Annotated in this window: 16 protein-coding genes; 9 read left to right on the top strand and 7 right to left on the bottom strand. The window is 72.5% G+C overall.

The window, feature by feature from the left end:
* The first annotated feature begins 142 nt into the window (after nt 1–142).
* The 4 genes from DEJ47_RS30635 to DEJ47_RS30620 all read left to right on the top strand — a co-directional run bounded on the left by DEJ47_RS30635 (nt 143) and on the right by DEJ47_RS30620 (nt 3242).
* A complete protein-coding gene (locus DEJ47_RS30635) occupies nt 143–1021 on the top strand; it encodes a DUF72 domain-containing protein (protein WP_150173687.1) in 879 nt (292 codons plus the stop codon).
* A 260-nt stretch (nt 1022–1281) separates the two neighbouring features.
* Nucleotides 1282–2223, top strand: coding sequence for a YihY/virulence factor BrkB family protein (locus tag DEJ47_RS30630; RefSeq protein ID WP_150173685.1), 942 nt, complete (start codon nt 1282–1284; stop codon nt 2221–2223).
* 67 nt (nt 2224–2290) lie between these two features.
* Nucleotides 2291–2683: a DUF2267 domain-containing protein gene (locus tag DEJ47_RS30625; RefSeq protein WP_150173683.1), complete on the top strand. Its 393-nt coding sequence runs from the start codon at nt 2291–2293 to the stop codon at nt 2681–2683.
* Between the two features lie 25 nt (nt 2684–2708).
* Nucleotides 2709–3242 carry a VanZ family protein gene (locus DEJ47_RS30620; protein ID WP_237548628.1) on the top strand — a complete coding sequence of 178 codons (534 nt, stop codon included), beginning with the start codon at nt 2709–2711 and terminating at the stop codon, nt 3240–3242.
* A 20-nt stretch (nt 3243–3262) separates the two neighbouring features.
* Here DEJ47_RS30620 and DEJ47_RS30615 read toward each other — a convergent pair whose 3' ends face one another.
* From DEJ47_RS30615 to DEJ47_RS30585, 7 genes are all read right to left on the bottom strand, one after another.
* The gene (locus DEJ47_RS30615; protein ID WP_161270825.1) at nt 3263–3652 is read right to left on the bottom strand and encodes an STAS domain-containing protein; all 390 of its coding nucleotides are present in this window, start codon (nt 3650–3652) and stop codon (nt 3263–3265) included.
* Between the two features lie 176 nt (nt 3653–3828).
* Nucleotides 3829–5316: a SulP family inorganic anion transporter gene (locus tag DEJ47_RS30610; protein WP_150173679.1), complete on the bottom strand. Its 1488-nt coding sequence runs from the start codon at nt 5314–5316 to the stop codon at nt 3829–3831.
* 65 nt (nt 5317–5381) lie between these two features.
* Nucleotides 5382–7448 carry an iron ABC transporter permease gene (locus DEJ47_RS30605; RefSeq protein WP_150173677.1) on the bottom strand — a complete coding sequence of 689 codons (2067 nt, stop codon included), beginning with the start codon at nt 7446–7448 and terminating at the stop codon, nt 5382–5384.
* 4 nt (nt 7449–7452) lie between these two features.
* Nucleotides 7453–8433 (bottom strand): iron-siderophore ABC transporter substrate-binding protein, encoded by a 981-nt coding sequence (locus DEJ47_RS30600; RefSeq protein ID WP_150173675.1) that lies wholly within the window; start codon nt 8431–8433, stop codon nt 7453–7455.
* Nucleotides 8430–9290, bottom strand: a complete 861-nt coding sequence (locus DEJ47_RS30595; protein ID WP_150173673.1) for an ABC transporter ATP-binding protein — start codon at nt 9288–9290, stop codon at nt 8430–8432. The genes DEJ47_RS30600 and DEJ47_RS30595 overlap by 4 nt, the downstream gene beginning before the upstream one ends.
* A gap of 88 nt (nt 9291–9378) precedes the next feature.
* A complete protein-coding gene (locus tag DEJ47_RS30590) occupies nt 9379–10395 on the bottom strand; it encodes a hydroxyacid dehydrogenase (RefSeq protein WP_150173671.1) in 1017 nt (338 codons plus the stop codon).
* A 26-nt stretch (nt 10396–10421) separates the two neighbouring features.
* Entirely contained in the window at nt 10422–11297 is an 876-nt protein-coding gene (locus tag DEJ47_RS30585; RefSeq protein WP_150173669.1) for a hypothetical protein, read from the bottom strand.
* A gap of 215 nt (nt 11298–11512) precedes the next feature.
* Between DEJ47_RS30585 and DEJ47_RS30580 the strand changes: the two genes are divergently transcribed.
* The 5 genes from DEJ47_RS30580 (at nt 11513) to DEJ47_RS30560 (ending at nt 21943) form a co-directional block, all read left to right on the top strand.
* A complete protein-coding gene (locus DEJ47_RS30580; RefSeq protein ID WP_150173667.1) occupies nt 11513–11701 on the top strand; it encodes a hypothetical protein in 189 nt (62 codons plus the stop codon).
* A 66-nt stretch (nt 11702–11767) separates the two neighbouring features.
* Nucleotides 11768–15613, top strand: coding sequence for a hypothetical protein (locus tag DEJ47_RS37455; RefSeq protein ID WP_263398910.1), 3846 nt, complete (start codon nt 11768–11770; stop codon nt 15611–15613).
* Between the two features lie 92 nt (nt 15614–15705).
* Entirely contained in the window at nt 15706–18030 is a 2325-nt protein-coding gene (locus tag DEJ47_RS36655) for an ArnT family glycosyltransferase (protein ID WP_190415650.1), read from the top strand.
* Between the two features lie 946 nt (nt 18031–18976).
* Nucleotides 18977–20335, top strand: coding sequence for a pyridoxal phosphate-dependent decarboxylase family protein (locus DEJ47_RS30565; protein ID WP_190415648.1), 1359 nt, complete (start codon nt 18977–18979; stop codon nt 20333–20335).
* Nucleotides 20336–20500: 165 nt separating this feature from the next.
* Entirely contained in the window at nt 20501–21943 is a 1443-nt protein-coding gene (locus DEJ47_RS30560; protein WP_150173663.1) for a hypothetical protein, read from the top strand.
* The last annotated feature ends 5 nt before the right edge of the window (nt 21944–21948 follow it).

Below are 21948 nucleotides of genomic sequence, written 5' to 3'. Positions count from 1 at the left end.
GGGACTGGGCACTCCCGTCCAGTCTGTAGAGAGCCGCTGCGTCCCGCATGCGGAGCGGAACGGAGCGTAAGGGACGAGAGGGGTGGCGCAGCGATCGCCGTCGCGCACTTGTCACCGTGCGGGATGGGGGTACCGGGCCCCCATGGGCGACATCCTGGTGGGCACGTGTTCGTGGACCGATCCGGCACTGGTCCGCAGCGGCTGGTACCCGCGCGGGCGGCGGGACGCGGCGGGGCGGCTGCGGTACTACGCCGAGCGGTTCCCGGTCGTGGAGGTGGACTCGACGTATTACGGGCTGCCCGCCGAGCGCAACAGCCGGCTCTGGGCCGAGCGGACCCCGGAGCGCTTCACGTTCGACGTGAAGGCGTTCTCGATGCTCACCGGGCACCCCACGCGCCCCGCCGCGCTCCCCGCCGACCTCCGGTCCACCGCCAGGGACGGGGCCGTCCTGGACGAGGTGTGGGCACGCTTCACCGCCGGGATCGCGCCGTTGCGGGACGCCGGGCGGCTCGGGAGCGTGCTGTTCCAGTTCCCGCCGTGGCTGCGGCCAGGCGGGCGCGCCGAGGAACTCCTCTCGGACACCGCGCGGCGCACCCGGGGCTGGCCGGTCGCGGTGGAGTTCCGCCACCCCGACTGGTGGGACGCCGGGAACGCCGAGGCCACACGTGCGCTGCTCGCTTCGCACGGCATGGCGGCGGTCGCCGTCGACATGAACCAGTCGGTGCCGTCCGCCGTGCCACCGGTCGCGCCGGTCACCGTGCCCGCGCTCTCCGTCGTACGGTTCCACGGCCGCAGCGCCTCATGGGGACAGGGCAGCAAGGAGGACCGCTTCCGGTACGCGTACGACGAGGACGAACTCCGCGCCTGGCTGCCCCGGCTGCGCGCCCTCGCCGAACGGACCGAGGAGGTGCACGTCCTGTTCAACAACTGCTGCGCGGACGCTGCCGTGCGGGCCGCCGAGTCGATGACGCGCCTGCTCGAACCCTCTCCCGCCCGGGGCGGTACCGAGCACCTCTTCTGATGGGATAAGATCAATGTCGCCTCCTCAAGCCGGACTTCCGGTCGGGGGACAGGCGTTGGTCGTCCAAGGAAAGACGCCCCGCTTCCTGCGGGGAAATGCAGGTGCAAGGCCTGCCCAGCGCTCCATATGAAGCCCTGGACTCCGCATGTCGGAGTCCAGGGCTTCTGTCGTCTCCGGGCACGAAACCGCGCAGGCAGGGCAACAGAACAAAGGAACACCTGGCGGCATCCGCGCCGCCGACCGCAAGAAAGAGCAGCCCTATGGACAGTTCACCGTCCGCCGTCCACGGAGCACCGGCTCTGGCACCGCACGGCCGCAAGGGGGACTCCGGCTCCGGCACCCCGTCCACCTGGGCCCTGCGGCGCACCGCGCTGCGCCGCACCCCCGTGTCGATGTGGGACGACGACGTGTCGGACTGGGCGGCGGCACTGACGTACTACGCGATCCTCGCCCTGCTCCCCGCGCTGCTCGTCACCGTCAGCCTCATCAGCCTCGTCAGCCCCGCCACGACCCAGGCGCTCATCGCCGAGGTCACGGACTGGGCCCCGGCCGAGTCGGGCCGTTCCCTGCACCGGGCGCTCAGCGACATGGCGGACGCGCGCTCCGCCGCGCTCACCGTGGTGATCGCCGGCGCCGTCAGCGCGGTGTGGTCCGCGTCGAGTTACGCGGCCGTGTTCCGCCGTGCGCTGCACGCGATGCACGGCGTCGAGGACTGCCGTCCCCTGTGGCGCAAGGGCCACCGCGTGGTGATGACCGCGCTCACGCTGCTCGGCCTGCTCGTCGCCAGCGCCCTGCTGATCGTGGTCAGCGGTTCGGTCGCCGAGAGCGTGGGGCACCGCATCGGTTTCGGCGACGCGGGGCAGACCGCCTGGACCGTCCTGAAGTGGCCCGCGCTGCTCTGCCTGGTGGCGCTGCTCGTCCTCGTCCTGTTCCGCAACGCGCCGCCCGAGGCCCGCGGCTGGCGCCACATCCTGCCCGGCGGGCTGCTGTCCGCGCTGCTCTGGCTGCTCTCCTCGGGCCTGTTCACGCTGTACGCGACGGTGTTCGGGACCTACGGCAAGCTGTACGGCTCCCTCGCGGGCGTCGTCGTCTTCCTGGTGTGGCTGTGGGTGTCCAACCTGGCGCTGCTCGCGGGGGCGCAGTTCACGGTCGAGGTGGAGAAGGCACGGGGCATCACATCGCCATCTCCGGGTACCGGATGAACGGTTGACACCATGAGAGGTACTGCCACCAGAGGGACTGCCACGACAGGGACTCGGGGACTCACACATGGACACATCCTTGGAAGCGCTCCTCGACCGGGTGCGGCAGCGCGGAAGTTACGCCGACCGCCAGCAGGCGGCGGGCGCCGTCGAGAACGTACTGGTCGTCCTGGGCGCGCACTTGGTGGGGGACGACCGCACCGACCTGGCCCGGCTGCTGCCCGAGGGGTGCGGGGCCCTGCTCACCGACGTGGAGCCCGCCGCCGGGCCGTTGTCCGCCGCGGAGTTCGTCGACGCGGTGGCCGCTCGGACGGCCGAGGACACGGCGGGCGCGCGCCGCGCCGTCACCTCGGTGCTCGGCACGCTCGCGGACGTGACGGACGACGCGCTGCTGCGCCGCATCCTCACGCAGCTCCCGCCGGGGCACGCGGGGCTGTTCGGCCGCACCGAACCGGCGTGAGGGACCGAGGGACGAGGAGGCGCTGATGGCACGGACACGACGGTACGAGGAGGATCGGCGCGCGGCGCCCATGTCGCCGCTGGGGCGGGCGGTGACCATGCTGGTGGCCTTCGCCTTCATGGTCGGGTTCGCGGTGGTGCTCGCCCGGCTGACGCTGGAGCCGTCAGCGGGTTCGGAGGCGCTGACACACAGCAACTTCACCCCGGGCGACTCCATCGACGCGTATCTCGCGCAGCCCGCCTTCCGTGACACGGTGAAGCAGCTCGGCGGGAACATCCTGCTGGGCGTGCCGTTCGGTGTGCTGCTGCCCGTGGTGCTCCCCCACACTCGCGGGTTCGTGCGGGTCGGGATCGCCACGGCGGTGACGATGGTGCTGGTCGAGCTGGCGCAGGGCGCGTTCGTGACGGGCCGCACCTTCGACATCGACGACGTCATCCTGAACACGGCGGGCGCGCTGATCGGTTACGTCCTGCTGGGGCGGCGTCTGGGCCGGGCGATCCATCCGCGCCGACGGCACTGGTGGCACCGCTTCACGCGGCGGAACGCGGTCGACGCCTGACGGCCCACCGACCCACCCGCCTATTCGGCGAGACGGCCCATGCCCAGGCAGTGCAGCGTGGCCGCGGACCGGGGGCAGGCGCCGCGCACGGCGAGGGTGCCGCCCACCGCCCTGAGGGCTCGCAGCGTGCCGAAGAAGACGCCCGCGCCCTCCCGGGCGAGGTAGGTGACCTCGGACAGGTCCACGATCAGATGCCGGCAGCCGTCCTGGACCAGGTCGCGTAGTTGCGCGGCGAGCGAGTCGGCCTCGCGGGCGGTGATCTCGCCGCGCAGGCTCACGCGGACCAGGCAGCCGGTGACGAGCACGCGCGAGATGCCCGCGCGGCGCAGTCTGCGGGCCGTGCCCGGACTGGGCAGCCACGGCGTCCTGCGGATGTGCTCGGGAAGCGGAACGGAATCAGAAGCTTGCACGGGACAGACCTTCCGGCGGTACGCCGCCTGTCGGCCGAGACGGGCCGAAAGGTACTTCTTCATACTTCTTCCATACGTCTATACCACGCCGCTCAGGGGTTCCGCCAGAGGTCTACTCCAATACCCACGACCAGCCGGGGCGGGCCGCTCGGCTGAGCCCGCCCGCCGCCTGCCTCTCAGTCGGCCGAGGTGAGTTCGCCGCTGAGCCTCTCGTACCGCTCGGCGCTCGGCCGGTTGAGGCCGACGATCTCGACGGCCTTGCCGCGCTGCTCGTACTTGGTGGTGATGGCGTCGAGCGCGGCGACCGTGGAGGCGTCCCAGATGTGCGCGGCCGACAGGTCGATGACGACCCGGTCCGGGTCCCCGGCGTAGTCGAACTGCGTGACGAGGTCGTTCGACGAGGCGAAGAACAGCTCGCCGGTCACGGAGTGCACGACGCTGCCGCCGTCGGGAGCGGTGACGGAGGTGACGTTCGTGAAGTGGGCGACGCGCCGGGCAAAGATGACCATCGCGGTGATCGTGCCGACGACGACGCCGATGGCGAGGTTGTGCGTGGCGACCACGCAGACCACGGTGACGACCATGACGACGATCTCGCCGGCGGGCATCCGCTTGAGCGTCTTCGGGGCGACGGAGTGCCAGTCGAAGGTCGCGAAGCACACCATCACCATCACGGCGACCAGCGCGGCCATCGGGATGTCGGAGACCACGGGTCCGAAGACGACGCACAGCACCAGCAGGAACGTGCCCGCCAGGAACGTGGAGAGGCGGGTGCGGGCGCCCGACACCCGTACGTTGATCATCGTCTGGCCGATCATGGCGCAGCCGCCCATGCCGCCGAAGAAGCCGGTGACGATGTTGGCGATGCCCTGGCCGACGGACTCGCGGGTCTTGGAGGAGTGCGTGTCGGTGATCTCGTCGACGAGCTTGGCCGTCATCAGGGACTCCATCAGGCCGACCAGCGCCATGGCGAGCGCGTAGGGGGCGATGGTGGTCAGGGTGGCCCAGGTGAACGGCACGTCGGGCAGGCCCGGCACCGGCAGGGACGAGGGCAGCTCGCCCTTGTCGCCGACGGTCGGCACGGCGATGCCCGCGGCGACCGTGATCGTGGTCAGGACGACGATGGAGACGAGCGGCGCCGGGACCGCCTTGGTGACTTTCGGGAAGAACACCATGAGCGCGAGCCCGGCCGCGAGGAGCGGGTAGACCGCCCACGGCACGTCGTGCATCTCCGGCACCTGCGCCATGAAGACCAGGATGGCGAGGGCGTTGACGAAGCCGACCATCACGCTGCGCGGCACGAACCGCATGAGCTTGGCGACGCCCAGCGCGCCGAGGACGATCTGGAGGACACCGGCCAGGACGACGGCGGCCACGAGGTAGCCGAAGCCGTGCTCGCGGTTGAGCGGCGCGATCACCAGGGCGACGGCGCCGGTGGCCGCGGAGATCATGGCGCGGCGGCCGCCGACGACCGAAATGGTGACGGCCATGGTGAACGACGCGAACAGGCCGATCGCCGGGTCGACCCCGGCGATGATCGAGAACGAGATCGCCTCGGGGATCAGCGCGAGTCCGACGACGAGACCGGCGAGGATCTCGGTGCGCCAGACCTTCGGGTCGGAGAGCCAGTCGGGACGCAGCGCGGAGAATGTGGGCGTGGGCAAGTAGGGCTACCTGAGGTGTGCGGGAGAGGACCGCCCACTCTATAGGGGGACGTCCGACACAGGCGCTAGCGGCGGCTGCGCACCAGCAGATACAGGAAGTACGGCGTGCCGATCACGGCGGTCATCAGGCCCGCGCCGAGCTGCGCCGGTGCGATGACCGTCCGCCCCACCAGGTCGGCGGCGCAGACCAGCAGGGCGCCGAGGAGCACGGCGACCGGGATCACACGCACGTGCTGTCTGCCGACGAGGGCGCGGGCCGCGTGCGGGGCGACGAGTCCGACGAAGCCGATGGTGCCCGCGGCGGCCACGGCGGTGGCGCTCAGGAGCACGCTGAGGACGAGGAAGCCGAAGCGGCCGCCGCTCAGGTTCAGACCGAGCAGCCGGGGGGTGTCCTCGTCGAGGGAGACGAGATCGAGTTCGGTGCGCCGGGCGACCGCGACGGTCAGGCCCGCGGCCAGGACGAGGGCGAGGGGCACCACGTCGGGCAGGGTGCGGCCGTAGGTGGAGCCGCCGAGCCAGGTGAGCGCCTTCGTCGCGTTGAACGGGTCGGTGAGGATGATCAGCATGCTGATGACGGCCGTGGCGCCGGTGGCCACGCCGAATCCGACGAGGACGAGCCGGTTCTGCCCGAACCCGCCCCTCGCCGCGAGGCCGAAGACGAGGACGGCACTGGCGGCGGCGCCCGCGAACGCGCCGCCCGCGATGGTCCACGACCCGGCGGTGGGCACCGTCGTCACCAGCAGCACGGCGCCGAGCGCGGCGCCGTTCGTGACGCCGAGGACGCCGGGCTCGGCGAGGGGGTTGCGTGTGACGGCCTGCACGAGGGTGCCCGCGAGGGCGAGCGCGGCCCCGGCGCAGAGCGCGGCGAGGACACGCGGTACCCGGGTGTCGAGGACGAAGGAGACGGTCTGTCCCGCCCGGCCCTGCGTCCAGTTGACGACGTCGCCCATGAGCAGCTTGCTGTCGCCGATGAGGACCGCGGCGACGACCAGACCGGCGAGGGCGGCCACGAGGACGACGGTCGTGCCGAGGAAGACGCGGCGGCTGCGGATGCGCAGCCGGTCGGGCTGGGCGGCACCCGCCGTGTCCCGCACCCGGGCGGCCATGACGACCAGGAAGAGGGCGCCGAGCAGGCTGGTGACGACGCCCGTCGGCACGGCGACCGCCACGTCGGAGGGCACGACGGCGCGCAGCAGCACGTCGGAGCCGAGGACGAGGGCCGCGCCGGTGAGCCCCGCGACGGGGAGGCTCGCCCGGGAGCGGGTGAACGCGCGGATCCTGCGGGCGAGGGGGCGCACGAGGGCGGGGGCGCAGAGGCCGACGAAGCCGATGGGGCCCGCGAGGGTGACGGCGGAGGTGGACAGGAGCGCGGCGAGGACGACGGCGGTGAGGCGGGTGGAGCGGACGGGGACGCCCACGCCGCGGGCGGCGTCGTCGCCGAGCGCCAGGGCGTCGACCTTGCGGGCGAGCAGCAGGAGTCCGACGAGCCCGACGACGGCGACGGGCAGCATCTGCAGTACGCCGTCGAAGCCGTTCTGCGCGACGCTGCCCTGGTTCCACTTGTACAGACCTTCGGTCTCCTGCGGGAACAGCTGGAGCATGCCTTCGGTGACGGCGGTGAGGCCGAGGGTGAGGGCGCTGCCCGCGAGGACGAGCCGGACCGTGCCCGCGCCGAGGCCGGAGAGTCCGAGGACGACGGCCGCGGCGAGGAGTCCGCCGGCGAACGCGACGCCGGAGGAGGCGAGAAAGGGCAGGGTGACGCCGGTGGCGGCGGCGATGCCGAGCGCGGCGTAGGAGCCGGCGTTGACGGCGAGGGTGTCGGGTGAGGCGAGGACGTTGCGGCTGACGGCCTGGAGGGCGGCGCCCGCCATGCCGAGCACGGAGCCGACGAGGAGCGCGGCGGTCATGCGGGGCAGCCGGGAGGCGATGACGACGGAGCTGTCGGCGGTGTCGGCCCGTCCGGTGAGGGCCTTCCACACCTCGGGGGCACCGACGGCGGCGGTGCCCTGGGTGATGTCGACGACGGCGAGCGCGGCGACGAGGAGGAGCAGTGCGGCCGTCACCGCGACCGCGCCCGTCCGGGACGCGGCTGCCGACGGACGGGTGGCGGGAGCGGTTGCGGTGACGGCCATGGTGCTACTTCTTCAGCGCCTTGACGACGGAGTCGACGTACTGGTTCATCGACTCGGTGCCGCCGAACATCCAGATGCCGTCGGGCAGCCGGTGCACGTTGCCCTTCTTGACGAACGGCAGGGACGTCCACACCTTGTCCTTCTTCAGGACGCCGGTGAACGGGTTGCTGCCCTTGTCGTCCTTGTTGCCGATGTAGGCGAAGTGGACGTCCTCGTCGAGCTTGGTGAGACCCTCGACGTCGGTGGTGCCGAGGCCGTAGGCCTTGTCGCCCTTGACCTTCCAGTCGTTCTTCAGGCCGAGCTTCTCGTTGACGGCGCCGATGAGCGAACCGTCGGTGTACGGCCGGATGGAGGTCTGGTTGCCGGTGACGTAGCCGTCGGCGAAGGCGTACTTCGCGCCGTCCTTGCCGGCGGCGGCGAGCGCCTTCCTGCCCTCGGCGAGCTTCGCCTCGAAGCCCTTCTTGAGCTTCGCGGCCTGCTCGGTGGTGCCGGTGGCCTCGGCGAGCAGGTCGAGGTTCTTCGTCATCTGCCCGATGGGGTCCGCGGCGTCGGCGGGGCGCAGGTTGAGGACCGGGGCGATCTTCCGCATCTGCTTGACGGCGGCGGCCGGCAGGTCGGTGGTCGCGATGATGAGGTCGGGCTTCAGGGACGCGATGGTGTCCATGCTCGGCTCGCCGCGCGTGCCGATGTCCTTCGCGTCGTTCTTCAGCGGTACGGCGCTGTCCCAGGCCTTGTAGCCCTTGACGTCGGCGACGCCGGTGGGGGCGACGCCCAGCGATATCAGGCTCTCGACGGCGTTCCACTCGGTGCCGACGACCTTCTTGGCGGGGCCGTTCTTCAGCGTCACCTTGGCGCCGGTGCCGTCGGTGAGGGTGATGGAGTCGGCGCTCTTCGCGTCGTCGGCGGCGGGCTCGGTGGTGCCGCAGGACGACAGGGCGAGGGCCGCGGCGGTGGCGGCCGCCGCGGTGATCAGGTGGCGTCTCATGAGGTGGTGCTGAGCCTTTCGCTTCGCGAGTGGTGACGGCCGATGGCGCGGGTGCGCAGGCGGCCGGTGAGGGGGTCGGAGTCGACTTCGATGCGGATGCCGTACGTGTCGCTGAGGCGTTCCGGTGTCAGTACGTCCGCGGGGTCGCCGTCCGCGACGACCCGCCCCTCGTCGAGCAGGAGGATCCGGTCGGCGACGGCCGCGGCCTGATCGAGGTCGTGCAGGACGGCGCCGACGGCGATGCCGTGGTCGTCCGCCAGGTCCCGCATGAGGTCGAGGAGTTCGACCTGGTAGCGGAGGTCGAGGTGGTTCGTGGGCTCGTCGAGCAGGAGCACGCCCGTCTCCTGGGCGAGGCACCCGGCGAGCCAGACGCGCTGGAGCTGGCCTCCGGACAGGTGCTCGGCGCCGCGCTCGGCGAGGTCGGTCACGCCGGTCATGGCGAGCGCCCGGTCGACGGCGGCACGTCCGCCGGGGTCGGCTTTGCCCCACCGTCCCCGGTGCGGGTAGCGGCCGAACTCGACGAGGTCGCGCACGGTCAGGCCGCTGGGCGTGGGGCGGCCCTGGGTGAGCAGGGCGACGTGGCGGGAGAACGCACGGGGGCTCAGGGCGAGCCCGTCGGTGTCGCCGTCGATGACGAGCTTCGCGGTGCGGGGGCGCTGGAGCCGCGCGAGGGTGCGCAGCAGGGTGGACTTGCCGCTGCCGTTCGGCCCGACCAGGACGGTCACCTGGCTCGGGCGCAGCGTCATCGAGGCGTCGTGGACGACATCGACGCCTTCGTACGCCACGGTGACGCCCGTGGCGATCAGTTCATGACCTGGGGGGCGCTGGGCCGCGGCGGTCTCTTCACCTACATGCACGCCGCAGAGGTTAGCCTAACCTAATCGCGATGCGGAACAGGGCCCCGAATGCTGGACGCAAGCGGGTATTCGGCCATATCGTCCGCGCTCAGGCGAGGTACGCCAGTCTGTCGTGATCCACGGGGTGCGCGAAGCCGCCGCCCGCGGCCCAGCGGCGCACCTCGGCGACGGCGGCGTCCGCGAGCCGCCGCCACTCGTTGCCCTGGGAGCCCGCGACGTGCGGGGTGAGCAGGACGTTCTCGGCGGACCACAGGGGGTGGTCCGGAGGCAGGACGTCGGGGTCGGTCACGTCGAGCACGGCCCGGATGCGCCCGGCGGTGACGGCTTCGGTGAGCGCGTCCTGATCGAGGATCGCGCCCCGCGCGGTGTTGACGAGTACGGCGTCGGGACGCATCGCGCCGAGGAGTGCACGGCCGACGAGCCCACGGGTGGCGGGCAGCAGCGGCGTGTGGACGCTCACGGTGTCGCTCCGCGCGAAGAGTTCGTCGAGCGACACCGGCTCGGCGCCGAGTCCGGCGGCGTCCTCCGCCGTCACGTACGGGTCGTGCAGCAGGAGCCGCAGGTCGTGGGGGCGCAGCAGCTCGATGACGCGGCGGCCGGTGAAGGAGGCGGAGAGGATGCCCACGGTGCGGCGGTAGTTTCCGGTGCTGCGCGGCGTGCGCGCCCAGTCCACCTCCGTGCGCGCGGCACGGAAGTCGCGGGCGCTCTCCAGGACGCGCTTGCCGGTGAGCAGGATCATCGCGACCGTGTACTCGGCGACGGGCAGCGCGTTGGCGGCGGCGGCCGACGACACGGCGACGCCGCGCTCCCAGCACGCGTCGGTGATGTGCTCGCGGACGGACCCGGCCGTGTGGACGACGGCACGCAACCGGGGCGCGTGCGCGAGGACTTGCTCGGTCAGCGGCGGACAGCCCCAGCCCGTGACGAGCAGTTCGACGTCGGTCAGTACGGATCGCGCGCGGTCGGTGGTGAAGTCGTCGAGCACGGGCGGCGGTTCGAGCGCCACGACCTCGGCGAGGGCGTCGAGGACCGACGGTTCCAGGATGGCCTCGGCTGCCTTCCGTGACATGGCCAGGGCGGCGGTGGGCCGGGGGGACGGTGGCATCTCTCTCCTCGTGGGGGCCACGGTTCTCACGTCTGCTCCATGACGGCCGCCCAGGAGCAGGGGGCGGCTTGGCTGCCGTCGAGCTGCACGCCGTGCGGCAGGCAGGATGCGACGGGCAGCTTTCCGGCGGCGCGGGCCCACCGGGCGTACGCGTCCGCCTCCGGGGAGCCGGCTTTGCGCAGGGCGGTCACGAGCGCTTCGTGGCAGGCTTCCGTGGCCCGTTCCCTGTCGATGTGCGCGAGCGGGTCGCGGCGCGCGCATGCCCATGCGTGCGGGGGCGGGCCAGGCGGCGGGGCTTCGCGTACTTCCAACAACCAGGGACCGAGGTCCCGCACGGTCCGAGGGAGGGCGGGGGCGGGGTGCGGAGCGGTCGTGGCATGCGCAACGGGCTCGGCGTGCGGAACGGACGCGGGATGCGCATCGGGCGCCGGGATGGCGTTTACAGCGTGGGCGGCGCGTACGGCGGACGCATCGCCCCCTCCAGCCGCCCCCTCGCCCGACCCCGGCAGCCGTCTCTCGCCCGAGCCCGACGGCCGCCCCTCGGGGGTGCCGAGCGTGCCGGTCCTGCGTTCGCGGGTCCACTCGTCACACGCCTCGTCCAGCAGGTCGCGCAGCGTGCGCCCCGGCGCGGGGTCCCCCGCCCACGCGGCCCAGACGCCTGCGAGTGCCACGACCCTGTCGTGGCTGCGCGACTGGGGGATGCTCATGGCCCCCGGCTCCTCGGGCGTCCAGTCGTTGATCCGCTGCCCCGAGAAGCCGCGCAGGGCCGCTCGGCCCGACGCGTCGAGCTCGCGCGCGACCGTGGCCTGGGAGACGGAGAGACCCTGTGCGCGCCGGGCGCATTCCGCCCGCAGGCGCAACCCGCGCAGGTGCTCCCACAGCCGCTGCCGTGCCGCTCCCACTCCTCGGCCCCTTCCCCCGCGCTCGCCGCCGCTGCCCGTTCCCTCCGGAACGGGTGATCCGGGCGCGGGTACGGCAGGGCGTCGACCAGCAGGATAGTTCGCCGGAGGCGCCCGGTCCGCCCGCTCCGCCCGGGAGTGCCGGGTGCCAGGGCCTCTCGGCCGCAGGGTGCTGTCACGGACCGGGCAAGGGGCACGGTCGGGGCAGGGAGGTTCGGATGCGGTACGAGAGCGACGCGGCAGGGGACGCAGCAGAGCGGGTGGCGGGGCGTCCGGAGGGAGCGCCGCCGGAGGAGCGGGATCCTCCGCTCTGGGCCGCGGTCCGCCGTCGCGCCGTCCTGAGCGTGGCGGACACGCCGGGCCCGCTCCTGGTCGTCCTGACCGACTGGTGGATCCGGTCCCTCTGAGCCGGTGGATTGTCCGGTTCCGGCGGCCTGTCGGCGGGCTGCCGGGCCGGACAATGGCGGGCGGGGGTGATCGTGGTGCCACGGGGTGAGCGGCCGCTGGAGGACGACGGTGGCGAGCTCACCGCCTTCGCGGCCGATCTGAGGCGGTTGAGGGAGAAGGCGGGCAGCCCGCCCTACCGACGGCTGGCCCGCGACGCCCACTACTCCTCGACGACGCTCGCCGACGCGGCGAGCGGCCGCCGGCTCCCCAGCCTGCCCGTCACGCTCGCCTACGTGCGGGCGTGCGGCGGCGACACGGAGGCGTGGGAGGCGAGGTGGCGCGCGCTGGGTGCCCGGCTCGCGGCGGCGGAGGACCACGCGGACGAGGACCGGGACACGGAACGGCACCGGGGACCGTACGTGGGCCTCGCCGCGTTCCAGCCCGAGGACGCGGACTGGTTCTTCGGACGCGAGCAGCTCACCGAGGACCTGGTGGCACGGGTGCGTTCCCGGCGCTTCCTCGCCGTGTTCGGCGCGTCAGGGTCCGGGAAGTCCTCCCTGCTGCGCGCGGGGCTGCTGCCCCGGGTGCGGGAAGCGGACGCACCCGGATGGGACGTCGTCCTCTTCGCTCCCGGCGCCCGCCCCCTGGAGGCGTGCGCCGCGCGGCTGGCCGGGGTGTCCGGGGACTCAGCGACCGCTCTCCGCACCGACCTCTCCACGGACCCGCGCGCCCTGCACCTGACCGCCCTCAAAGCGCTGGCAGGACGGTCCGAGGACGCCGAACTCCTCGTGGTGGTCGACCAGTTCGAGGAGGTGTTCACGCTCTGCGACGACGCGCGTGAGCGTACGCGGTTCATCACCGCCCTGCTCACCGCCGCCCGAGCCCCCAACAGCCGCACCCGCGTCGTCCTCGGTGTGCGGGCCGACTTCTACGCCCGCTGTGCCCGGCACCCCGAGCTCGTCGAGGCCCTGCGCGACGCCCAGTTGCTCGTGGGGCCGATGACCACCGACGAGCTGCGCCGGGCGATCAGCCGGCCCGCCGCACGCGCCGGCTGCACCGTCGAGGGCGCGCTGCTCGCCCGCGTGATCGCCGACGCCACCGGTCGCGCCACCGTGCTGCCCCTCGTCTCCCACGCCCTGCGCGAGACCTGGCGCCGTCGCCGCGGGAACACGCTCACCCTGGCCGGGTACGAGGCCGCGGGCGGCATCCGGCACGCCCTCGGCCAGACCGCGGAGACCGTCCACGCCGCCCTGGACGGCCATCAGCGGCAGCTGGCCCGCGCTCTCCTGCTGCGCCTCGTCGTCGTCGGCGAGGGCACCGAGGCCACGAGACGCCGCCCCGCACGCGCCGACCTCGACTCCCTGGGCGGGCCGGACACCGGACCCGGAGACGTACGGACGGTCCTCGACGCGCTCGCCGGAGCCCGCCTGATCACCCTGGACACGGACACGGTCGAGCTCACCCACGAGGCCCTCCTGCAGGCCTGGCCGCGGCTGCGGCACTGGATCGACGAGGACCGCGCCGGGCTCCTGCTCCGTCAGCGGCTGAGCGACGCGGCGACCGCGTGGGACCGCGAGCACCGCGACCCGGGCGCGCTGTACCGCGGCACGCGCCTCGACGCGGCCGAGGACGCCTTCCTCTCCCACGGCCCTCCGTCCTCCGGCGCCTCCGCGGGCAGCGAACTCACCGAGCTGGAGCGCGACTTCCTCGCGGCCAGCACCGCCGCCCGGGAACGCGAGCGGCTCGCCGAAGCGCACACCACGCGGCGGCTGCGCCGCTTCACGCTCGCCCTGTCCGTCCTGCTGCTGCTCGCCCTCGTCTCGGGGCTGCTCGCCTGGGACCAGTACCGGGCCAGCGAGGGCAACCGGCGCGACGCCGTCGCCGAGCAGCGCAGCGCCCTGTCCCGGCAGCTCGCCGCGCAGTCGGCCGCGCTCCTCCCCGCCGACTCCGACCTCGCCTCGCTCCTCGCCGTGTACGCGTACCGCATCCACCCCACCCCCGAGGCCACCGCGGGCCTCTTCGCTGCGGCCTCGGGCCCCCTGCAACAGCGCATGACGGGACACCGGGGCGAGGTGACGGCGGTGGCCTTCAGCCCAGACGCGCGGACCGTCGCCAGCGGCGGCGAGGACGGAACCCTGCGCCTCTGGAACACCGTGACCGGGCGGCAGAAGCGCCTGCTGACGGGCCGTCATGGCGCGATCCGGTCCGTCGCCTACGGGCCCGACGGGCAGACCGTTGCCGCAGGCGGTGACGACGGGTCCGTCCGGTTGTGGAACACGGCGACCGGGTCCTCGCGGGCCATGAGGACCGGTCTCCGGGGTGCCGTGCGGACGGTGGCGTTCAGCCCTGGCGGGCGCACGGTCGCCGGTGGGGACCGTGACGGCACCGTCCGGGTGTGGGACGCGTCCTCGGGCGAGGTCCACCGCACCCTGAGGGGGCATCAGGGAGCCGTGCGAGCACTGTCGTTCGGCCCCGACGGGCGCCGTCTGGCCAGCGGTGGCGACGACGGGACGGTGCGGCTGGGGGCGACGGCCGGCGGCGGGACGCGTGTCCTGCGGACCGGGCGGAGCAGCGCCGTGGTGTCCGTGGCGTTCAGCCCCGACGGCCGTACGGTGACCGGTGGCGCCCGCGACGGCACCGTACGGGTGTGGGACGCGGCCACCGGCAAGGAGCGCGGCGCGCTCGCCGAGCGGCGCAGGGACGCGGAGTCGGTGGCCTTCAGCCCGGACCGCCGTACGGTGCTCAGCGGCCAGCACGACGGGACGGTACGCCTGTGGGACGCCGCGACCGGAACGCTGCGCGCCGTGCTCGCCGGGCACCGGGGCTCCGTCCCCGCCACGGCCTTCAGCCCGGACGGGAGCACGGTGGTCAGTGGCGGGCGTGACGGCACGGTACGGCTGTGGGCCGTGTCGACCGGGAAGGAGCGCGTCACGGTGCCGGGACGGCAGGGTGCCGTGCGGTCGGTGGCGTTCAGTCCGGACGGGCGCACGGTGGCCGGAGGCGCGCACGACGGCACCGTACGGCTGTGGGACGCGGCCGACGGCAGGACGCGGAGGGAGCTGACGGGGCACCGGGGGGCGGTGCGGTCGGTGGCGTTCAGTCCCGATGGCCGTACGGTGGCGGGAGGTGGTGACGACGGGACGGTACGGCTGTGGGACGCGGCGACCAGCAGGGCCCGCAGGGTGCTGACGGGCCATCACGGGGCGGTACGTTCCGTTGCGTTCAGCCGTGACGGGCGCACCGTCGCGGCGGGCGGGGCGCGGGGCGGCGGTGGCGACGTACGGCTGTGGAACGCGGAGACCGGGAAGCCGCGTGGAGCGCCGGGGCGGCAGCGGGAGGACGTCTGGTCCGTGGCGTTCGGGGCCGACGGCCACACCCTCGCCGTCGGGGGCGACGACGGAACCCTGCGGCTGTGGGACGCGGCGGGCGGCACGTCCCGCACCATCCGCACCGGTACCGAGTCCCCGGTGCGGACCGTGGCGTTCAGTCCGGACGGGCGCACGGTCGCCGGGGGCGCCGAGGACGGCACGCTGCGCCTCTGGGACACGGCCACGGGTGCGGCCCGCGCCACACCCGCCGGGACCCGTCGCGACGCCCGGTCGCTGGCGTTCAGCCCGGACGGGCGGATGGTGGCGGGCGGGGACCGGGAGGGGACCGTCCGGCTGTGGGACGCCACCACCGGGCTCCAGCTCTCCGTCCTGGCCGGGCACGAGGGCCCCGTGTGGTCCGTGGCGTTCGGCCCGGACGGACACACCGTCGCCAGCGGGGGCGAGGACGGCACGCTGCGACTGTGGAGTGTGCTGCGCGGCACCGGGGAGGCGGTGGACCGGATCTGCCGCGCGGTGCGCAGGGATCTCAGCCGGGAGGAACGCGACCGGTACCTGAACGTCCCGGACGAGGGCGAGTGGCCCCGGCGGGCCTGCGCGCGCTGACCAGGGCGCCGTTCGGTGCCGTTGTCCGGCGCTTGTTGTCCGGTACGTCGCGTCCGACACCGGACAATCCCGTACCGGTAGAAGCATGAGGCATGACGTCCCTGACCAGCGCGCCGCCCGCGGGCCGGACCTCGCCGGACCGGCGGCCCCGGAGCCGGCTGCGGTTCTGGCGCTCCCCCGCCGGCCAGCCCCGGTGGGCCAGGCCCGCGCTCCTCGGCATCGCCGCCCTCGCCGCCCTGCTCTACACGTGGAACATCACGAGCAGCGGCTTCGCCCCCTACTACTCCGTGGCCGCCCGCAGCATGTCGGTGAGCTGGGAGGCGTTCCTCTTCACCAGTCTCGATCCGTCGGCCACGCTCACCCTGGACAAGATCGGCGGCTTCCTGTGGCCGCAGGCCCTTTCGGCACGGATCTTCGGCTTCCACGACTGGGCGCTGACGCTGCCGCAGTGCGTCATGGGCGTGATCTCCGTCCTGGTGATGTACCGGCTGGTGCGCCGCTGGCAGGGACCTGCCGCCGGACTGCTCGCCGCGGGGCTGCTGACGGTGACGCCCGTGGCGGCCTCCATGTTCGGCCACGCGATGCTCGACGGGGCGGTCACCCTGTGCCTCGTGCTCGCCGCCGACGCGTACCAGCGGGCCGTGCGGAGCGCGCGCCTGCGGTCGCTGCTCCTCTGCGGACTGTGGATCGGGCTCGGCTTCCAGGCGAAGATGATGGAGGCGTGGGTCATCGTGCCGGCGCTCTTCGTCGGGTACCTCGTGGCGGCTCCGGTGCGGCTGCGGCGCCGGCTCGGCCAACTGGCCCTGGCGGGCGCCCTGATGTTCACCGTGTCGCTGTCGTGGGTGGCGCTGATGACGTTCACTCCCGAGCGCGACCGCCCGTACGTGGACGGCTCGACCGGCAACAGCGCGGCGGCGATGGTCTTCGGCTACAACGGCTTCAACCGGCTGCACGCGGGGCTCATCGACGGGGCGGCGCCGGCCGCGGGGGCGGCGCGGACGTCCCCGCAGCCGGGCGGCACGGACGCTCCCGGGTCGAGCGCCGACGGCCCCGGCGCATCCGACCCCGACACCGGCAGCACCGGCGCACCCGGGCCCGACACCGGCAAACCCGGCACACGGGGGCCGGGCGCCGAAGGCTCCGGCGGTACGGGAGGCACGGGAGGCGCTGGTGACACCGAAGGCACGGGAGGCCCTGGTGACACCGAAGGCACGGCTAGCGCTGGTGACGCCGAAGGCACCGGCAGTACCGCCGGTACCGGTACCGGCGACACCCGGGGCACCACGAGCAGGCAACCCCACCCCGACCCCGACTCCACCAGCGCCCTCAAGCTCTTCGAGAGCGCCCGTTACGCGCCCCAGATCGGCTGGCTGTACCCGCTGGCGCTGAGCGCCCTCGTCCACGGCCTCCTGCGGCACCGCAAGGCCCCCCGCACCGACCAGGCCCGCGCCGGTCACCTGATGTGGGGCGTCTGGCTGATCGGCACCGCCGCGCTGCTGAGCTCGTTCGACTTCCCCCACACCGCCTACCTCGCGCCCCTCGCCCCGCCGCTCGCCGCACTGGCGGCGGCCGGAACCGTCGCCCTCTGGCGCGCGCACCGCAAGGCCGAAGGCGGGGCGCGGGCGTGGGTACTGCCCGCCGTCATCGTCGCCGAGACCGCCTGGACCGTCCGCCTCGCCTCCGACTACACCGGCTTCGCGCCCTGGCTGATCCCCGTGACCGTCGCGGCCGCACTGATCGCCGTCCTCGTTCTGACGCTCCGCCGGACCGCCGCGCGCCGCCGCTTCGCCCTCGCGGGGATGCTGGCCGGCTGCGTGGCCATGTTCGCCGCGCCGGCCGCCTGGTCGCTCTCGGTGCTGGACGAGCGGCACGCGGGCTCGGCGTTCGACGCCGCCGCGGGCCCGCTGCCCGCGGGGCTGCCGACGGGGAAGCCCTCGATCAGTCACCGGCCCGGCGCGGGCGGTGGCCCCGGCGGGCCCACCGGTGGAGACGCCGGGCCCACGGGTGGCGTGGGCGCCATCGGCCGGGACCTCCGCACCTCCCTGACGCCCGCCCAGAGCGAGCTTCTCGCCTACGTCGAGAAGCATGACGGGAACGCCAAGTACCCCTTCTCCGCCGAGAACTGGGCGGCGGCGGCCCCGTACATCTACGCCGAGGGCACCCCCGTCCTGCCACTCGCCGGAATGCACTCGACCTCCGTCACCCTCACCGAGTACCGGCACCTCGTCGCGAGCGGGGACATCCGCTTCGCCCTCGTCGACGCCGCGGGCGCGAAGTCGTCGGAGGTCGGCTCCTGGATCGCGTCGGCCTGTGCCGAGGTCGACCCTCGGGCGTACGGAGCGACCGACCGCGGCAGCGAGAAGGCACCCGCGCAGACCCTGTACCGCTGCGAACCGTCCGACGCCACGAGCCACTGAACCGGCGAGGACCGACGCACCCACCGACCGGGGGAGGAGCGGTGGCCGTCCCGACGGGCATCCGTCGGCACGGCCACCGCACCCCCGTATCCGAGACCCTCGCCCCCCTGACCCGCGGTAACCCCCTCCGCCCGCATTCGAACAGCCACCGGCCGCCCCGTCCCCGTGGCCGGATCGTCGTGACGGAGCGGGAGATATCCGCCTCGATCGCGGCGTCCCGCCGGAGCGACGGAAAGATCCCCGCGATGAGGGGCCAGATTGGCAGAAAACGCGTTGCGTCACCCCGCACCCGCGCCCGGTCCTGCCGCTTTGCCTATCCGCCGCGCACATGCCCACGGCATGGTGTCCGAAAAGCGGGGAGCCGCCCTGAAGCCGCGGAACGCTCCGGTTGCGGGTGTGGCATTTGTTGACTGACAAACCATCAGATGGTCCGCACTCCCTTTCAGACAGAACTCGTAGTTTCGATTTCTCGTTTTATCGACGGCGCCTACGGTGGTCGCTGTGGGGGCAGGCACTGACCATGCCGGGGAGACGACCGCTGCGCAGAACTCTTCGAAGGGGAGCCCGTGCGGCCTGCGCTGAACGCGCGCCGCCGGAAAAAGAAGTGCCGTCCGGTTTGATCAGCCGGACGGCGAGCCTTTGCTGCGGCCCAGCGAAAAGCCTGCCTTCGCCCGGTCGCGCGCACCGGACCATCCATGTCGGGTACACGGGGGCTTTCCAAGGGGGGACCCTAGTGACGGAATCTCGCTCGAGTGATCCCGGATCGGAACAGAGTGACTCAACGTCGGATCGGAGCGGATTACTGCTTGAGGCCTTTGATCCGCAGCAGTTCAGGGAGAACTCGGAAACAGCTCTCGCCAAGCTGGAGAAACACCTGTCGGACATCTCGATCAGAGGTCTCGAACTGATCGAACCGCTCAGGCTCACCCAGGCCGCGAGGGCCCTCATGACGACTGAGCACGACAAGATCGCCGCGTTCGACGAGGAGCGCCTCGCGGGCATCATCGACCTGTACGTCCGTACGGGGATCCAGGTCCACTCCCCCGGATACATGGGGCGGCAGTTCTCCGGAGTCGTCCCGCTCGCCGGCGTCATCGACTTCGTGAGCTCCGTGGTCAACCAGCCGTCCTCGTTCTACGAGGCGGGCCAGCTGCCCAACGCCGTCGAGCGGATCATGGCCGACGAGCTGAACCGCTTCATCGGGTGGGACCCCGAGCGCTTCACCATGATCACCACGTCGGGCGGCTCGCTCGCCAATCTGACCGCCCTGCTCGCGGCCAGGAACGAGAAGCTGCCCGGCTACTGGTCACAGGGCGGTTCAGCGGTGCGCGGCCAGCCCCGGCCCGCCATCGCGGTCGGCGCGGACGTGCACTACAGCGTGGCGCGCGCGGCCGGTGTGCTCGGCATCGGTGACGCGCAGCTCGTCCGGCTGCCGCTCAACCGGCAGCAGCAGATCTGCCCCGGCGAGGTGCGCGCCGCCCTGGAGGCAGCCGAGCGGCAGAACCTCAAGGTGTTCTGCATGGTGGCCTCGGCCGGCAGCACCTCGGTGGGCGCGTTCGACCCGATCGACGAGCTCGCCGATGTGGCCGCGGAGAAGGGCATCTGGCTGCACATCGACGGCGCGCACGGCGCGAGCCTGCTCGTGTCGGACACGCTCCGCGACAGGCTGCGGGGCGTCGAGAGGGCGGACTCCCTGACCTGGGACGCGCACAAGATGATGTTCGTGCCCGCGCCCTGCACGATGCTCTTCTACCGGAACAAGGAGACCGCGCTCTCGGCATTCCGGCAGAAGGCCAGCTACGTCTTCGACGAGGAGCCGGACGTCTACACCGCCTACGACAGCGGCGGAAAGAACTTCGAGTGCACGAAGCGTCCCATGATCATGACGCTGTGGGCACTGTGGGCCATTTACGGACGGGCCCTGTTCGCGGAGAAAATCGAGTACCTCTGCCAGTTGACGGAAGAGGCATACGGTGTGGTGCGGGCCGAACCCGATTTCGAGGCCCTGCACCGCCCGGAAGCGAACATTCTGTGCTTCCGTTACCATCCGGTCGACCTCGAGAACAGACTCGGCAGGCGGGTCGGGAAGAAAGACGTGCACCACCTGCAGATCGCCATCAGGAACCGCATCAAATTCGAGGGGAACTTCTTCATCTCGAAAGTGAACGTCGACGGGGTGGCGGCACTGCGGGTGGTCATGATGAACCACCAGATCACCGGCGAGCACTTCAGGATGCTGCTGTCAGAAATCAGAAGGACGGCACGGGAACTGCTCGACGGAGAAGAGGGAACAGAAAAAGCGTAGAGGGGACGGATGTTGAGTACATCTCATGCTCCACAGGCACCTCACGTTCCACCTCAGGCACCTCACATTCCATCGCCCGCGCCGGCTCCCGGCGGCGCCCGCGAACTGGCCAACTGGCTCATCCCCGACTGGGAACTCCAGCCGGAATCCGTCGAAGCCGTCACCGTGCTCCCCTCGTTCGCGAGCAAGATGCGCGAGTGCGAGCGGGTCTGCCAGACGCTGTACAGCGAGATCCCCCACGAGATCCAGGACGCGGTCGTGCTCCGCCGCCTCCAGCAGATGGTGAACACCGTGCTGCTCAACCCGCTGTGGCGCGAGCGGCTGCGCGGCGCCGGCATCCGGCACGCCCCCGAGACGTACGAGGAGTGGCAGCGCATCCCGCTGTCCGACAAGGACGTCCAGCGCGACTTCTTCATGGACGCGCGGCCCGGCATGGTGGTGCCCCTCACGCGCGGCGAGTTCGAGATCGTGGCGAGCGGCGGCACCAGCGGCGGCAGCCCCCTCGAAGTCGTCTACTCCTTGAGGGAGTTGAAGGACACCTATGAGATCGCGGGCCGCTTCATGGGCGCGTACCAGCTCGCGGGGCACCTCGCGGGCAGCGACCCGAAGTGGCTGTTCACCACGTTGGCCGACTACCAGATGTGGAGCAGCGGCACCATGGTCGGCGGCGTGCTGCAGCACGTGCCGGGCGTCAACTATGTCGGCGCGGGGCCCGTCACGGCCCCCGTCCTGGAGCACATGTTCTCGTACCGGGGCCCGAAGGCCCTGATGGGGATTTCGGCGGGCATCGCGATCCTCGCCGAACTCGGCGCGGGCATGCGTCAGGAGTACCGCGACAGTTTCCGTGTCGCCCTGTACGGCAGCGGTGTGCTGCCGCAGCGCAAGCGCGTGGAGCTCCAGGCGCTGTACCCGAACCTGTCGATCCTCAGCTACTTCGCCGCGACCCAGGCGGAGACGATCGGCCTGCAGCTGGACGTCGCGTCGCCGTACCTGTCGGCGGTGCCGGGCCTGCACTTCATCGAGATCGTCGACGAGGAGGGGCGCCAGGTCCCCGAGGGCGAGGAGGGCGAACTGGTCGTCACGCGGCTGCACGCGCACGAGACGCCGCTGCTGCGCCTGAAGCTGGGCGACCGGATGATCCACCGGCCCCGGACGGAGGGACCCGGCCTGAAGACGCGGCAGTTCGAGTTCGCGGGCCGCACCGGGGACGTGCTCCACATCAACGACAGCCAGTACTCGGGCGCGCGGGCCTACGCGGCGCTGCGCGACGAGCTGAAGGCGGCCGAGGTCGTGGACCTGGACGCGGTGGCGCACGACATCCAGTTCGTCAACCACCGCGAGGGCAAGACGATCACGCTGTACGCCGCGGTCGACGACGTCATGGGGCTGACCTATCGCGCCGACACCGTGCTCGGCCCGTGCGGTCTCCACCAGGTGTTCGTGAACGCGCTGCCGCGCGCCCTCTCGCTGTTCAACCACGGCGAGGCCAACGCCGCGTCGATCGAGAGGACCGGTTACACCCTCCAGCTCAAGTTCGTGCCCAGGCTGTCCGCGGAGATCGAGCGGACCGCCGTCGGAAAGGTCCCGCTGGTCCGGGACCGCGGCTAGGGAGT

This window comes from Streptomyces venezuelae (genome assembly GCF_008642355.1).
GTDB lineage: Bacteria > Actinomycetota > Actinomycetes > Streptomycetales > Streptomycetaceae > Streptomyces > Streptomyces venezuelae_B.
Note: the sequence above shows the minus strand (reverse complement) of the source record. Positions and strands in the feature narration are given on the sequence as shown.